This is a genomic window from Pseudomonas sp. MF09150 (genome assembly GCF_059862355.1).
Genome location: NZ_JCBCUS010000011.1, coordinates 36664 through 51910 on the forward strand (window position 1 = coordinate 36664; position 15247 = coordinate 51910).

The 15247-nt window shown below is 61.7% G+C and carries 14 protein-coding genes; 3 read left to right on the forward strand and 11 right to left on the reverse strand.

All coding sequences use genetic code 11. The features are described 5' to 3' along the window. Positions 1-37: 37 nt before the first annotated feature. The 4 genes from gltP to AC19YX_RS29730 all read right to left on the reverse strand — a co-directional run bounded on the left by gltP (position 38) and on the right by AC19YX_RS29730 (position 3103). A complete protein-coding gene (gene gltP, locus AC19YX_RS29715) occupies positions 38-1366 on the reverse strand; it encodes a glutamate/aspartate:proton symporter GltP (protein WP_500607677.1) in 1329 nt (442 codons plus the stop codon). Positions 1367-2102: 736 nt separating this feature from the next. Next, positions 2103-2567, reverse strand: coding sequence for an inhibitor of vertebrate lysozyme family protein (locus tag AC19YX_RS29720; RefSeq protein ID WP_500607678.1), 465 nt, complete (start codon positions 2565-2567; stop codon positions 2103-2105). A gap of 2 nt (positions 2568-2569) precedes the next feature. Beyond that, entirely contained in the window at positions 2570-2734 is a 165-nt protein-coding gene (locus AC19YX_RS29725) for a DUF1328 domain-containing protein (protein WP_003170804.1), read from the reverse strand. Positions 2735-2815: 81 nt separating this feature from the next. Beyond that, positions 2816-3103 (reverse strand): hypothetical protein, encoded by a 288-nt coding sequence (locus AC19YX_RS29730; RefSeq protein ID WP_078470259.1) that lies wholly within the window; start codon positions 3101-3103, stop codon positions 2816-2818. A 428-nt stretch (positions 3104-3531) separates the two neighbouring features. On the opposite strand from AC19YX_RS29730, the gene algB reads away from it, so the two are divergent. Next, a complete protein-coding gene (gene algB, locus AC19YX_RS29735; RefSeq protein ID WP_201128799.1) occupies positions 3532-4878 on the forward strand; it encodes a sigma-54-dependent response regulator transcription factor AlgB in 1347 nt (448 codons plus the stop codon). 10 nt (positions 4879-4888) lie between these two features. Beyond that, positions 4889-6676, forward strand: coding sequence for an ATP-binding protein (locus AC19YX_RS29740; protein WP_201128797.1), 1788 nt, complete (start codon positions 4889-4891; stop codon positions 6674-6676). Between the two features lie 6 nt (positions 6677-6682). Here AC19YX_RS29740 and AC19YX_RS29745 read toward each other — a convergent pair whose 3' ends face one another. From AC19YX_RS29745 to AC19YX_RS29775, 7 genes are all read right to left on the reverse strand, one after another. Further along, the gene (locus AC19YX_RS29745; protein ID WP_078470262.1) at positions 6683-8302 is read right to left on the reverse strand and encodes an EAL domain-containing protein; all 1620 of its coding nucleotides are present in this window, start codon (positions 8300-8302) and stop codon (positions 6683-6685) included. Between the two features lie 76 nt (positions 8303-8378). Continuing rightward, on the reverse strand, positions 8379-9158 hold the full coding sequence (locus AC19YX_RS29750; protein ID WP_500607679.1) for an N-acetylmuramoyl-L-alanine amidase: 780 nt from the start codon (positions 9156-9158) through the stop codon (positions 8379-8381). 105 nt (positions 9159-9263) lie between these two features. Next, the gene (locus AC19YX_RS29755; protein ID WP_500607680.1) at positions 9264-11441 is read right to left on the reverse strand and encodes a GGDEF domain-containing protein; all 2178 of its coding nucleotides are present in this window, start codon (positions 11439-11441) and stop codon (positions 9264-9266) included. Beyond that, the gene (locus AC19YX_RS29760; protein ID WP_078470265.1) at positions 11438-12316 is read right to left on the reverse strand and encodes an endonuclease/exonuclease/phosphatase family protein; all 879 of its coding nucleotides are present in this window, start codon (positions 12314-12316) and stop codon (positions 11438-11440) included. Before AC19YX_RS29760 ends, AC19YX_RS29755 begins: the two co-directional genes overlap by 4 nt. 12 nt (positions 12317-12328) lie before the next feature. Beyond that, positions 12329-12958 carry a thiol:disulfide interchange protein DsbA/DsbL gene (locus AC19YX_RS29765; RefSeq protein ID WP_500607681.1) on the reverse strand — a complete coding sequence of 210 codons (630 nt, stop codon included), beginning with the start codon at positions 12956-12958 and terminating at the stop codon, positions 12329-12331. A gap of 197 nt (positions 12959-13155) precedes the next feature. Next, positions 13156-13761 (reverse strand): c-type cytochrome, encoded by a 606-nt coding sequence (locus tag AC19YX_RS29770; RefSeq protein ID WP_020295041.1) that lies wholly within the window; start codon positions 13759-13761, stop codon positions 13156-13158. A 46-nt stretch (positions 13762-13807) separates the two neighbouring features. Further along, the gene (locus AC19YX_RS29775; RefSeq protein ID WP_078470267.1) at positions 13808-14098 is read right to left on the reverse strand and encodes a c-type cytochrome; all 291 of its coding nucleotides are present in this window, start codon (positions 14096-14098) and stop codon (positions 13808-13810) included. Between the two features lie 191 nt (positions 14099-14289). Between AC19YX_RS29775 and yihA the strand changes: the two genes are divergently transcribed. Beyond that, on the forward strand, positions 14290-14931 hold the full coding sequence (gene yihA, locus AC19YX_RS29780) for a ribosome biogenesis GTP-binding protein YihA/YsxC (protein ID WP_020295039.1): 642 nt from the start codon (positions 14290-14292) through the stop codon (positions 14929-14931). Positions 14932-15247 lie beyond the last annotated feature (316 nt).

The window sequence follows — 15247 nt, forward strand, 5'->3', positions numbered from 1 at the left end:
GACGTGAGGACCGGTGCCGCCTGCGACAGCGGCTAGATCAGCGGCTGGTTTCGCGGCTTGGCAGCGGTTCCTTGCTGCGCCAGTGCGGCAGGGAATTCCAGTAGCGCTGGCCCTTGGCGTCGTCGTACATGCCTTCCCAGCGGGAGATGACCAGCACGGCCAGGGCGTTGCCGATCACGTTCAGGGCGGTACGCGCCATGTCCATGATGCGGTCGACACCGGCGATGAAGGCCAGGCCTTCCAGCGGGATGCCAACACTGCCCAGGGTCGCCAGCAGCACCACGAAGGACACGCCCGGTACACCGGCGATGCCTTTGGAGGTGACCATCAGCGTCAGAACCAGCAGCAGTTGCTGGCTGATGGACAGGTCGATGCCATACAGCTGGGCGATAAAGATCGCGGCGATGCTCTGGTACAGGGTCGAACCGTCGAGGTTGAACGAGTAGCCGGTCGGCACCACGAAGCTGCAAATGGCTTTCGGCGCGCCGTAGGCTTCCATCTTCTCGATCACACGCGGCAGTACGGTTTCCGAACTGGCGGTGGAATAGGCGAGCACCAGCTCATCCTTGAAGATGCGCATCAGCTTGATCACCGAGAAGCCGAACAGGCGTGCGATCAGGCCCAGGACCACGAAGGCGAAGAAGACGATGGCCACGTAAACCAGGATCACCAGCTTGGCCAGCGGCAGCAGGGAGGCGAAGCCGAAGTTGGCGACGGTCACCGCGATCAGGGCGAATACGCCGATCGGGGCGTAGTTCATGATCATGTGGGTGACTTTGAACATGCTTTCCGAAACGCCCTGGAACATCTTCACCAAGGGTTCGCGCAGGTCCGATTGCAGGCTCGACAGACCGAGGCCGAACAGCACCGAGAAGAAGATGATCGGCAGCATTTCGCCGCGAGCCATGGCCGCGAAGATGTTCGACGGGATCAGGTTGAGGATGGTCTCGATGAACGCGTGTTCATGCTGCACTTCGGCGGCGGTCGCCTGGTACTTGGAGATATCCACCGTGCCCAGGGTGCTCATGTCGATGCCGGTGCCCGGGTGGAACACGTTCGCCAGGACCAGGCCAACGAGGATCGCGATGGTGGTGACGATTTCGAAGTAGACGATGGTCTTGAGGCCGATGCGCCCCAGTTTTTTCGCGTCGCCGACACCGGCGATACCGACGATCAGCGAAGAGATCACGATAGGAATCACGATCATTTTGATCAGACGGATAAAGATATCGCCCGCAGGTTGCAGGACGTTGCTGATCCACCAGGCTTTTTCCGCACTGAAGTGGTTGAGCAGCGCACCAATTGCTATCCCCAGAACCAGACCGATGAGGATCTGCCAGGCGAGGCTAAGCTTTGCCTTCTTCATATCATTACCCTTACTTGCGTTGGACTCGGGCTGATGCGCGAACTGGAACGCTCAATGGCGGAAAAGTCTGTGCATCGGCCCCCGTATAAGGTCACCCCGAGCGCGGATTCAGGGCTCTCGGCAGGCGAAAAAAGGCGCAACTATTCCGATGCAAGGGAAGCGCGTCTAATGCCGTAAACGCCTACCCTATGCCGAATCGGCATGAGATTTTCCAAACGAAACGAACGTCCCAACCGGTTCGAATACGCCATTTCGGCAGGCAATAATGCCGCGAAACGGCCATTTCAGGCGGTGTGCAGGGCTGTCGGGAAGGTCAGGAAAGAGCCTTGGAAACTTCTGGAATGCGCTGATTAAACAGCCTAAGACTGATCCGTATTTTTTGAGAAGTTTCTGGATATACGGTCGCAGAGAAACACCGTGAAACGTTTGATCGACGTCAACGGATGTTTTATCCCAAGGGCGATGCTGTCGAATTGAAGCCCATGGCCTCAGCGCGCGACGCGGCGCGTTCAAGCACGCCGCAAGTCCGTCAAGCCACGATTGGCTTGGGAACTTGCGCCGCCGCTCTTTCCTGACCCGGCCCTTGCGGAGGCACTCCCTGTACCCCTAGGTCACTCCGATCCTGAAACAATCAGAACGTCCCGGCCCCTTGGTCATGCCCAAGCCTTCCTCAGGCCGGGGCAAGAGTCAGAAGCGCCTGGGCCGGCGCCTCTGCCTGTCAGCAAAACCTCTGAACTCAGTACCAGTTCGGGTCTTTCTTGAGTTGCTCTTTCAACAGCGCCTGCATGCCTTCGTCCGGCTTGCCGAGGAAACGGTACTCGGCATGGCGGGTGGGCGACTTGTCTGCGGGCAGGCCCGCCGGCACTTCGACCAGCATCGCGTAGGCGTGTTTCTTGTCGAAGCTGACGGCGACGATCAAGCGCTTGTTCAGGCAGGTCTGCGCGGTTTCGCACAGCGGCCCGACCAGGTACTTGTCGCCGTCTTCTGCAACGGCGTTCATTTGCTGCGCATCACCCGAGAGGTTCATCACCCACTCCGGCAACCGCTCTTCCTTGTGCACAACCCCTTGCCAGGTCTCACGGTACTGCGGGTCCGAGCTGAGCAGCTCATTGACCCGCGCCTGGCCATCGTTGGCCGCCATTGCCAGGGTGCTGCTACCCAGCAACAGCGCGGCCGTCAATGTCTTGAACGAAAAGCTCATGGTCAGCCTCGGCCGCGACGGCCAAAGAAGAAGGAAGCGATAAACATCACCAGGAACACGACAAAGAGAATTTTGGCGATACCCGTGGCGGTGCCCGCGATACCACCGAAGCCCAGTACGGCAGCGACAATGGCGATGATCAGGAATGTGATTGCCCAGCTCAACATGGTGATTCTCCTTACTCTTCTATTGGGGATGCCGCTTGTGTTGCCAGCGCCGGTGCGCTGAATGCGCGCCGGGCCTTTTGCCTAGAACACCCAGCGCTGCTGAGCGGGCGCCTCGAGCGCAGGCTGAGCCTGGTCGACTGCCATCATCTGCATCGGCGCCGAGGCGGCAGATGCGCTGCCCGCCTGGCTGAAATGGGTCTGGGTGAATTGATGAGCCGGCACACGCAGCGCTTGCTGCTGCTGGGCGTGCTGCCACTGCTGAAACTGCTGGCCGCCAATCAGGGTCACCAGCAACGCGAGGCTGGCGAACAGACCCTGCTGCAAGTGCAGAGGCGAAATGCGCAATTGGGCAAGGCTTTGGCGGCTCATCCTGAAACTCCTCCCACACTGTGGTGATGTTATTAGCGGGGCCGTGCAAATCGCCCCTTGATAGTGACTACGTTGCAGCCCCCATGCCAGCTTCGAAAATGATTAAATAACCAATAAAATCAATAGGTTATGAAATACAAAAACACCTTGTTCGCACGCATCCTGCACGATGGCCCCCGGCACGCCGTGCGAAATGCACGATTCGTCGGGTTCTGGGCGCCGCCAATCACCCCCGGGGAACTTTGCTGGCCTTGGGCCAGACTGAACAACACCCCGGCAAAACCGCGAAAAATCCGCCAATTCAGGTCATTAGCTATTAGGTCGGGAGATAACTAACCTGCATGTCCTGGAATGGATCAGAATTAACATTGCAACTTGCCCGATTTTTCCGGGACTAAATAAGACAGTTCATTTAAGGAGAGTGGGAAATGGCATCAACGCCGGAAAAACAAGGTCGTATCCTTCTGGTGGATGATGAGTCCGCGATCCTTCGCACCTTCCGCTACTGCCTGGAAGATGAGGGCTATACCGTCGCCACCGCCAACAGCGCGGCCCAGGCCGACGCCCTGTTGCAACGCCAGGTGTTCGACCTGTGCTTCCTCGACCTGCGCCTGGGGGAAGACAACGGCCTGGATGTACTGGCGCAAATGCGCACCCAGGCGCCGTGGATGCGCGTGGTGATCGTGACCGCGCATTCGGCAGTCGACACTGCGGTGGATGCGATCCAGGCCGGCGCCGCCGATTACCTGGTCAAGCCCTGCAGCCCCGACCAACTGCGCCTGGCCACCGCCAAGCAACTGGAAGTGCGCCAGCTCTCGGCGCGCCTGGAAGCCCTTGAAGGTGAAGTGCGCAAACCCAAGGACGGCCTGGACTCCCACAGCCCGGCGATGAAGGTGGTACTGGAAACCGCGCGCCAGGTGGCCAGCACCGATGCCAACATTTTGATCCTGGGCGAGTCCGGTACCGGTAAAGGCGAGCTGGCCCGGGCCATTCACGGCTGGAGCAAGCGCGCGAAAAAGTCCTGCGTCACCATCAACTGCCCGTCCCTGACCGCCGAGTTGATGGAGAGCGAGCTCTTCGGCCACAGCCGCGGCGCCTTTACCGGGGCCAGCGAAAGCACCCTGGGCCGGGTCAACCAGGCCGATGGCGGCACCTTGTTTCTGGACGAGATCGGCGACTTCCCCCTGACCCTGCAACCCAAGCTGCTGCGCTTTATCCAGGACAAGGAATACGAGCGCGTGGGCGACCCGGTGACCCGCCGCGCCGACGTGCGGATCCTCGCCGCCACCAACCTCAACCTCGAGGACATGGTGCGTGACGGACGCTTCCGTGAAGACCTGCTGTACCGCCTGAACGTGATCACCCTGCACCTGCCGCCCCTGCGCGAGCGCAGTGAGGACATCCTGACCCTGGCCGATCGTTTCCTGGCGCGCTTCGTCAAGGAATATGCGCGCCCGGCCCGGGGCTTCAGCGACGAGGCGCGGGAAGCGCTGCTCAACTACCGCTGGCCCGGCAATATCCGCGAGCTGCGCAACGTGGTGGAGCGCGCGAGCATCATCTGCCCTCAGGAACGGGTGGAAATCAGCCACCTGGGCATGGCCGAACAACCCACCAACAACGCCCCGCGCATCGGCGCAGCGCTAAGCCTGGACGAGTTGGAAAAAGCCCACATCGGCGCAGTGCTGGCTACCAGCGACACCCTCGACCAGGCGGCCAAGACGCTCGGCATCGATGCTTCGACCCTGTATCGCAAACGTAAACAGTACAACCTGTGAGCTGCATTTCATGAAGTTAGCGATGAAACTGCGCACGCGGCTGTTCCTGAGCATTTCCGCGTTGATCACCGTGGCCCTGCTGGGGCTGCTGCTGGGACTGGTCAGCGTGATGCAGATGGCCAAGAACCAGGAATCGCTGATCCGCAGCAACTTCATCACCCTGGACCTGGGCCTCAAGCTGCGCCAGACCCTGGGTGATCAACTCATCATCATGCTCGGCGACAACCCCGACCTGACCGCCCTGGAAGCGTCCAAGCAGCACTACCTGGAACTGCTCGACCAGGGCATCGAGTATCAGCGCCAGGGCGATGCGAACGGCAACTTCCACCAGGCCCGCAGCGATTACCTGGGCTTTATGGAGGCCTACCAGAATGCCGAGCACGCAACCCTGGGGATCAAAGGCAATCAGCAACTGACCGACCGCTTCAATGCATTGCGCAGTGGTTTGATCAATGAACACAAGCAAGCCCTGGACAACATCAACCACATCGAGAGCAAGGCCCGTGATCGGGCGCTGCTGATCGCCGGCCTGCTGGGGCTGGTGGGCGTGGCGGTGCTGATCATCGGCTTTATCACCGCCCATGGCATTGCCCGGCGCTTCGGTGCACCGATCGAGGCCCTGGCCAAAGCGGCCGACAATATCGGACAGGGCAATTTCGAAGTGACCCTGCCGATCTCCTCGGCGGCGGAGATGAACCTGCTGACCCGCCGCTTCGGGATCATGGCCGAGGCCCTGCGCCAGCATCAGGCGACCAATATCGACGAACTGCTGGCCGGCCAGCAGCGCTTGCAGGCGGTACTCGACAGCATCGACGACGGCCTGCTGATGATCGACCGCCAAGGCCGCCTGGAGCACCTCAACCCGGTAGCGCAGCGCCAGCTGGGCTGGGACGAGGAACGCCTCGGCCAAGGCCTGGGCAGCGCCCTGGAACGCCCGGAGCTCGACGAACAACTGCAACTGGTGCTGCGCGGCGGCAACCTGGAGCGCGCGCCAGAGGACCTGGCCATTGAAGTGGACGGGGAATCGCGCCTGCTGACCTACAGCCTGACCCCGGTCAGCCATACCCAGGGGCATATTCTCGGGGCGGTGATGGTGCTGCACGACGTGACCGAACAACGGGCCTTCGAGCGGGTTCGCAGCGAGTTCGTGCTGCGTGCCTCCCACGAATTGCGCACCCCGGTCACCGGCATGCACATGGCCTTCGGCCTGTTGCAGGAGCGGGTGCATTTCGCCGAGGACTCCCGCGAGGCGGACCTGCTCAATACCGTCAACGAAGAAATGCAGCGCCTGATGCAACTGATCAACGACCTGCTGAATTTCTCCCGTTATCAGAACGGCCTGCAAAAACTCACCCTGGCGCCCTGCACCATCGAGAACCTGCTGGAACAGGCGCAACAGCGCTTCGCCGGCGAGGCCCGGGACAAGGACATCGAGCTGCTGGTGGAGATCCAGGCACCGCTGCCGCGCCTGAACGCCGACCAGCAACAGCTGGAGCGGGTGCTGGACAACCTGATCGACAATGCCTTGCGGCACACTGGCCCTGGCGGGCAGATCCGCCTGCAGGCCAGGCGCCATGGCGAACGGGTGATCATCAGCGTCGAAGACAATGGCGAAGGCATTGCCTATGGGCAGCAAGGGCGGATTTTCGAGCCCTTCGTCCAGGTCGGCCGCAAGAAAGGCGGCGCCGGCCTGGGCCTGGCGCTGTGCAAGGAGATTGTCCAACTGCACGGCGGGCGCATGGGCGTCTACTCAAGGCCGGGGCAGGGCACCCAGTTCTATCTGGCGTTGCCGCTCTAGCAGGCTTCAGGCTTCGTCGTCGATACGCCTTGGCGCCAGGCGCCGGCCGCGGGTGACCAACTCGATAAACTGCATGGCCGTCAGGGCGTGGGCGAACAGCCAGCCCTGGCCGTAGCTCACCCCCTCGCTGCTCAGCAGCAACGCCTGATCTTCATACTCGATACCCTCGGCAATCACCTTGAGTTGCAGGGCATGGGCCATGCGAATGATATGCGGGGCCACGCCACTGCTGGCGGCGTCGTGGCCCAGAGCGTCGATAAACGCCTTGTCGATCTTCAGGCAGTCCACCGGCAGGGTCTGCAAGTACGCCAGGCTGCAATAACCGGTGCCGAAATCGTCGATCAATACCTGATGCCCGACATCGCGCAATGCCTGCAAGTTGTCGCGGGCCACCACCACATCGATCAGCCCACGCTCGGTCACCTCGAACGCAATCTGCCGCGCCGCCACGTGATGCAAGGCCAGCAGCCGGGCCATTACCTGGCCAATGCGCGGCACCATCACATCGCAGGCCGCCAGGTTGACGGAGATGTACAGCTGCGGATTGGCCCGCAGCAGGTGCCCCAACTGCTCCAACAGGCGCTGCAGGACAAAGTCGGTGATCTGGCGGATCTGCCCGGTGTTTTCCGCCAGGGGGATGAACAGGTCGGGGCTGGTCAGGGTGCCATCCGGGCGGCGCCAGCGCAGCAGGGCTTCGGCACCGACGCAGCGGCGGGTATTGAGGTCGAAGATTGGCTGGTACAGCACCTGCAATTCATCGCGGCGCAGGGCTCCGTGCAACTCCCCACCCAACGATTGGCTCTGGCGCGCCAGTTGATAGACCAGGCCGCCGATAAAGGTCGATAACAGCAGGCTGATGGGCAGCAGCCACCACCAGTCCTCCAGCATCTCGGCCTGCATGCTCGCGCGCGGGGTGACCAGCACCAACTGATACTCGGGTGTGCGGGTGGGCATGCGATAGATCAGGCGGGTCGGGGTCACCTGCAGGGCATCGTGATTGCCCGGCGGCACCGGTTCGGCCACCGGCCATGGCAGGGCCTGGCCAAGCACCGGGATGGCGCGGGTGCCATGGTCCACTACCACCATCAGGCTGCTGTTGGCCGGCAGGTCCACGACATCGGTCAGATGCCCACGGGAGGTGGCGACTCGGAAGTTGCCACGCCCCAGCATCAGCGCCGCGAGGTTTTCGTTGGGTTGGGTCGAGGTGTTGAGCCAGTAGCTGTAGGTCGGGCCCCTGATATCCGGGGCACGGATCGCCGCCAGGCTGTCCTGGCGCGGCCAATTGGAGCAGGCCTGGGTGGCATCGATGTAGGCCGCCTCATAAATGAAGCGGTAGTTGAAGCTCACCTGCTGCAGCGCGGCGACCATATCGCCGCTGCATTCACGTAGGGGCTGCGCCTCCAGCACATCCAGGCCTTCGCGCAACTGGCCAAACAGTTGCTCCAGACGCTCCAGGAAGCGCTCGCCCTGGGCATTCATCTGCTCGCTTTCGCGCTGCTCGACCTGATGCATGGCCACCCCGGCGCTTCCGAGCAGCAGCAACCCCGCGCTCAACCCAGCCGCCAGCACCGCCAATAACCACGGGCGATGGAACCAGGTGCGCAAGAGCTCGCGAGCAGCGGGCATGATTGGATATCCGAAGGATTACCAATGAGTTATAGCAACTGATTGAGAAAACGCCCGGACCGTCTGGCGGGCGTCATTATTTTGTCTGGTTGAGTACCTGCAGGATTGCCGCGCTTTCGGCATCGGCGATGCCATCAAAGCGGCCCGGGCGGAAATGCATCTGGAATGCCGTCAATACGTGCCGGGTCGCCACGTCGAACTCGCCGGTCTGGGGGGTGGTGTAGCCCAGGCGAGCCAATTCCTGCTGGAACCAGGTCGCGCTGGGCAACGCCTGGGCATACATCGCCTGCTGTCGCGCGACCGACTGGGCATTGGGCCATTGGCCGAGGCCGGCATCCGCCAGGCGCTTCCAGGGGAACAGCGGGCCCGGGTCGAGCTTGCGCAGGGGGGCGATGTCACTGTGCCCGATGATATGGCGGGGCGAAATGTTGTTGCGCTTGCTGATGTCTTTGAGCAGCACGATCAGGTTCTGGATCTGCGCTTCGCTGTAGGGGTACCAGACGCGGCCGGTGGGAGTATCGCGAAAGCCCGGGTTGACGATTTCAATGCCGATGGAGCTGGAGTTGAGCCAGGTACGGCCTTGCCACTCGCTTTCTCCGGCGTGCCAGGCGCGGTAATTTTCGTCCACCAGCTTGAAGATGGTGCCCGCCTTGTCGTCGCCGATCAGGTAATGGCTACTGACCTGGCCATGGGTCAGCAGTGCCAGCGAACGTTCCAGGGAGGCCGAGGTGTAATGCACGACAATGAACTGCGCGCGATTGTCGAAGTTGACCGAAGGGTGGCTGGTGTCGATTCGTGGACCACTGGCGCAACCGGCCAGCAGTAAAAAGGAGAGGGCAAACACAAGAGATTTCATGGCAGAGAGCAGTACGCGGCAGACAATAATGCAACAGTGTAACGTACTGCTCCGGGCCGGGCCGGCGAAAGCCGGCGTTTTACACAAAAATAGGACAAATCCGGTTTAACCGATCTCCACCCGGTTGCGTCCGGCATCTTTCGCCCGATACAGCGCCTGATCGGCTCTTTTCAACACCTGCTCGCTGCGTTCGCCGCTTTTGAACGCACTCATGCCGATGGACACGGTAATGGTCACGCGCTCGCCCTTGAAGTGGAACGGGCAGGCTTCGATGGCGGCGCGCAGAGCTTCCACCAGCCGCGCACCGACCGCGACGGTGGTATCGGGCATCATCAGGACAAACTCTTCACCGCCGAAGCGGGCGATGAAATCACTGCCACGCAGGCGCTTGCGCAGCACGGTAGCAATGATTTTCAGCACTTTGTCACCGGCCAGATGGCCGTAGTTGTCGTTGATGCGCTTGAAGTGATCAAGGTCGAGCATTGCCAGCAACAGGGTGTTGCCATGCTGCTGCCATTGGGCGATTTCATGCTCCAGCCGCTCGCTCCAGGCCGCGCGGTTAGGCAGGCCGGTCAAAGGATCGATCAGCGCCTTCTGCCGCTGTTCTTCCAAGTGCTCGCGATAGCCCTGGGCTTCCTGCTCCATGCTTGAGACGCGCTCGGCCAGGCTTTGCAGGCGCGCGGCCACTTCCTTCTCGCGTTCGTCCCGTTGCTTCTGGTGATGGTCCATGGTCCCCAGCAGCCCCTCGAGGTGGCTTTCCAGCACCTGCTTGAGGTCTTCCAGATCGGCTGCTTCCTGAACGCTGCTCTGCAAGCCGTCGACCTGCTCGCGGATCTGCGTATCCATGGCCCGCGCTGCGGAGTGGCTGTCGGCATGCCCATCGCTGGCGGCCTGCAGGTTGCTCTGGAACGATTCCAGGCGCTCGTTCAACTGCTTGAGGTACACCTCGAACTCATGCTGACCGCTGTCGGTGATCGCCAGCATCAACACCGCCAGATCGTCGAGGATCGGCAGCAATTCATACCAGTTGAGCCCATGTTGCAGGCGATCACGCATGGCTTCGGCCTGGGGCCGATGGCGCTCGGGCAGGCTCAGGTCGTCCAGCAGACCAAGCAGCGTGTGTTCGATGTGCTTGGCCACCGAGCTGTAGGACGGCTCGGGGGAATCAGGCAGGGCGTAGAGCACGTCCTCTTCGGGCTGCTCGGGGTCGATCGCGGCCAGGGCTTCGGCCATCACGGCCGGCAGGGGCAGGCTGTCGATCAGCGGTACGCTCGGCACGCTGTCTTCGAGCATCACGGTCGGGGTCAATTCGTCCGGGTTGTCGAGCTCAGGGCTGGGCACCTCTGCGGCTTCAGGCGCCACAGCGCTCGGCGCTGGCGCCTCAACCACAGGCTCGACGGGCAACTCGGCTGCGGCTGCGGCAGGCTCGCCAGGGGAGGCCAGCACCGGTGGCACGAACGCCACGACTTGCGCGGCGGGCGGCAACTGCGACGGTTCCGGCTCTTCCGGGGTCTTGGTGACGTCGGGCTCCAGGGCCGCAACGGGCGGAGCGATTTCAGCTGCGGCGACCGGTGCCACTGTCGGAGCTGGCGCCGGCTCAGGGGCTGCAGGCACCTCGACAGCAGCCGGCAGCGCCTGGCGCGGGGCTTCAGCCGCTGGCGCAGGCGACGCGCGCTCGACCTCGCTGACCACCGGACCCGCTTCGGGTGCCGCCAGTGCCAGGCTTTGCGGCGCGGGCTCTGCGCCCTCTGGCTGGGCATCGCGATGGCCAAACAGGCGTTGCAGCAGGCCCGGCCGCTCCGGCTCGGCCGGCGCATCCAACTGGCTCAGTGCCTTGCCCTGCAAATTGCTCAGCTCGCTGAGCAGCAATGGAATTTCCCGTGCCTGCCCAACCCGACCATCCAATTGCTTGGCGAACGCCTTCAGCGGTCGGCGAACCTCTCGGGGCAGTGGCAGAGTCTGGAGTTGAGCGACCAAAGCCGTCAGCGCGCTGCTCATCTGCTCAACGCGGGTCTCGCGCCGCTGCTCGGAGTCGAGCACGGCTTTTTCCAGGCGCGGTAACAGGGCGGCCAGGGCCGCGTCCATATCGTCGCTGCGCACCACGTCGCGCATTTCCTTCATGCACTGATCGACCGCGCGATCCGTACCCTCCGCCGCCAGGGTGCTGCGCACCAGCCCACGGCGTAGCAAGTCGAGGCGGGCATCCCAGCGTCGCTCGAGCTTTTCCTGTTGTTCAATGCTTTTGAGGTACTTCTCTTTCCAGCGCTGGGCGTCGTCGCTCATTCATGGGATCCGCGAGGGGCAGGACTCAACGCGGGCAATGCATCAGCCGTGAGCGAACCCGGCAGACGAATCTCTACCGCGACCGGCAGGTGATCGGAAATCGGTTGGGCCAGGACCTCGACACGCTCCAGAGTGAGGCTGGGGCTGAGCAGAATATGGTCAAGGCAGCGTTGCGGGCGCCAGCTGGGAAAGGTCGCTTGCAGTTGCGGGGCCAGCAGGCCCAGGTCGCGCAGCGGAGAACTTTCCAGCAGATCGCTGGCGTGGGTGTTCATGTCGCCCATCAGCACCTGATGGCGATAGCCGCCGATCAACTCGCGGATATAGGCCAATTGCCGGGTACGGGCACGAGCCCCCAGAGCCAGGTGCATCATCACCACCACCAACGCCTCGGGACCCTCGCCAAAACGCACGAGAATCGCGCCGCGCCCCTTGGGCCCCGGCAACGGGTGGTCTTCAATCGCCCAGGGTTTCAAGCGGCTGAGCACACCATTGCTGTGCTGGCCGAGACGCCCCAGGTTGCGGTTGAGCTGTTGATACCAGTAAGGGAACGCGCCCAGCTGAGCCAGGTGTTCGACCTGGTTGACATAGCCGGATCGCAGGCTGCCGCCATCGGCTTCCTGCAGCGCCACCAGGTCGAAGTCCCCCAGCAGGTTACCGATCTTTTGCAGATTGTCGGCACGCCCGGTGTGCGGCAGCAGGTGCTGCCAGCCACGGGTCAGGTAATGCCGGTAACGTTCGGTGCTGATACCGACCTGGATATTGAAACTGAGTAAACGCAGGCGACTGTCGGCCGGCAGGCCGGTCGCTGCCAGATGGTCTTCGTTGACCTGCGGGTCGTGCAGGCCAACGATGCGTTCAGTGCCCCAGCGCGCCATGGCAGGCGCCGCTTACTTGGCCGCTCGCTCTTTGGCGATCAGCTGGTCAGCGACGTTCAAGGCACCTTCTGGACCTTCGGCGCTGCCCAGGTCAAAGCGATACTTGCCGTTGACGACCATGGTCGGTACGCCGGAGATCTGGTAGGCCTGGGCCTTCTTCTTGGCGTCTTCAACCTTGCCTTTGACGGCGAACGAGTTGTAGGTGCTCAGGAACTTGTCCTTGTCGACACCTTCGCCGGCCAGGAACTCGGCCATTTCTTCAGGGGTCGCCAGTTTCTTGCCGCTATGGATGGCTTCGAACACGGCTTTATGGACGCTGTGCTCGACACCCATGGCTTCCAGTGTGATGAACAGCTGGCCGTGGACGTTCCAGATACCGCCGAACATGGCGGGAATGCGTACGAAATTGACATCGGCCGGCAGCTTCTCAACCCATGGGTTGATGGTCGGCTCGAAGGCGTAGCAGTGTGGGCAGCCGTACCAGAACAGCTCGACCACTTCGATCTTTCCAGGCACCGCAACCGGAACCGCGTTGCTCAGCTCGACATATTGTTTACCGGCAACAATCGGCTCGGCGGCTTGAGCGGTCATGCCAAACAGGCTGGCGGTGACGAGAGCGGCGCTCAGAATCAGATTACGCATGCTTTACTCCTGAACAAATAAGGGCGCCTCGCGCGACCTGAGTTCAGACAGGCCATGGCGGGCTTGAGTTCGCTAGTGTAGCGGCAGACGCCATAAAAAAGGGCGGCCTGAGCCACCCTTTATCTTTGCACCGACAGATTAATCGATCATTAACGCTGCCAACGCAACCGCCCGGGCATCGTTCGATCGCGCCGGCCTTAGTGCAGGCCTTGAATGTAGCTGGACACCGCTTCGATGTCTTTGTTGCTGAGCTTGGCCGCAATGCTGCGCATGACCATGGTGTCGCCGTCGTTGGTGCGATTGCCTTCACGGAAGTCGGTCAGCTGCTTGGTCACGTATTGAGCGTGCTGACCACCCAGGTGCGGGAAGCCGGCAGCTGCGTTGCCCGTGCCGTTTGGCGAGTGGCAACCGGTGCAGGCTGGCATGCCCTGGTCCAGCTTGCCGCCGCGGAACAGTTCTTCGCCGCGAGCCACGACCTTGGGATCTGCCGCACCCACGCTGCCTTTCTGGCTGGCAAAGTAGGCGGCGATGTCAGCCAGGTCCTGATCGCTCAGGTTGGTCAGCAGGCCAGTCATTTCCAGCACCTGCCGCTTTCCGGACTTGATGTCGTGCAACTGCTTGTTCAGGTAACGCTCACCCTGACCCGCCAGTTTTGGAAAGTTAGGCGCCATGCTGTTCCCATCCGGACCATGGCAAGCACCACATACAGCGGCTTTTGCCTGGCCTGCAGCAGCGTCGCCCGCAGCATGGGCCACGCCCGTGATGCCCAAGGTCAACAGCAGACTCACGATCAATTTGTTCATCAGCTAATCCAACTACGGCTAAGGGTTAAAGAGTTATGGACCGGGATCACTCGCTCATCCAAAGGATGATGACTCGGTAATCCTCGGCACTGCATTCCATGCACAAACCACGCGGCGGCATCGCCTTGAAACCCTGGGTCACGTGTTGCACCAGCGTCTCCATACCTTGCGCCAACCTCGGCGCCCAAGCTGCCTTGTCACCCTTTTGGGGAGCGTTTGGCAGCTGTCCGGCATGGCAGGCACCACAAGCACGGTTGTACATGGCTTCCGGATCCTGTGTAGCCTGAGCGCTGTAAAGCGGCATCAAGACACCGGCAGCTAGCAGCCACTTCGTCATAAAACGACCTTTTCAGGGTTTGAGAGCGTTCTGCGTTCTAATGCGCAATCAAGGTCTATCGCTCTCGTGAACTTCATCCTACGCCGGGACAAAGCACACACAAAATCTGCGACATTATATACTGGCGCTACTGAAACGGAAATGAACTGCTTGCCGCACCCATTCTCGGCACCGCCCCTATCGGAAATCCCATGCAACTGAAAAACCCCATTCTCGGCCTGTGCCAACAGTCCACCTTCATGCTCAGCGCCGCCAAAGTCGATCAATGCCCCGACGACGAAGGCTTTGAAGTGGCCTTTGCCGGGCGTTCCAACGCCGGCAAATCCAGCGCCCTGAACACCCTGACCCACGCCAGCCTGGCGCGCACCTCGAAAACCCCGGGGCGCACACAGCTGTTGAACTTCTTCAAGCTAGACGATGAACGCCGTCTGGTCGACCTGCCGGGCTACGGTTATGCCAAGGTGCCGATCCCGCTCAAGCTGCACTGGCAGCGCCACCTGGAAGCCTACCTGGGCAGCCGCGAGAGCTTGAAGGGCTTGATTCTGATGATGGACATCCGTCATCCAATGACCGACTTCGACCTGCTGATGCTCGACTGGACCATGGCCAGCGGCATGCCGATGCACATTCTGCTGACCAAGGCCGACAAGCTGACCTACGGCGCAGCCAAGAACACCCTGCTCAAGGTCCAGGCCGATATCCGCAAAGGCTGGGGCGACAGCATCAGCATCCAACTCTTCTCGGCGCCCAAGCGCATGGGCCTGGAAGAGGCCTACACCGTACTGGCGGACTGGATGGAACTGGCCGACAAAGGCGCTGAAGTCGAGGCCTGAAAGGCCGGTGGGGGCTGCCTGTGAGGTAGACGGGCAGTTTCCTGCAGGCAAAAAAAACCCCGGACTTCGTATGGGGAGGGGGAAGTTCGGGGTCTAAGGTCCGGACCGTTAGGGCGGGGTCCAGATATCTGCCAACACTTAACACAACATAGGAGCATTGAAGGGCTTCACCAGCCATTCAGTAACTCTGAGTAGCGTTTCACTGAAATAGTTCCGGGAAGGCCAAAAAACTCTTGGCGATAACCGATGAAATTTTCGGCGCTAATAGCCCTTCGCCAGCCTTTGCCGCGACACTATGCCGCGGCAAAGCCCTCGA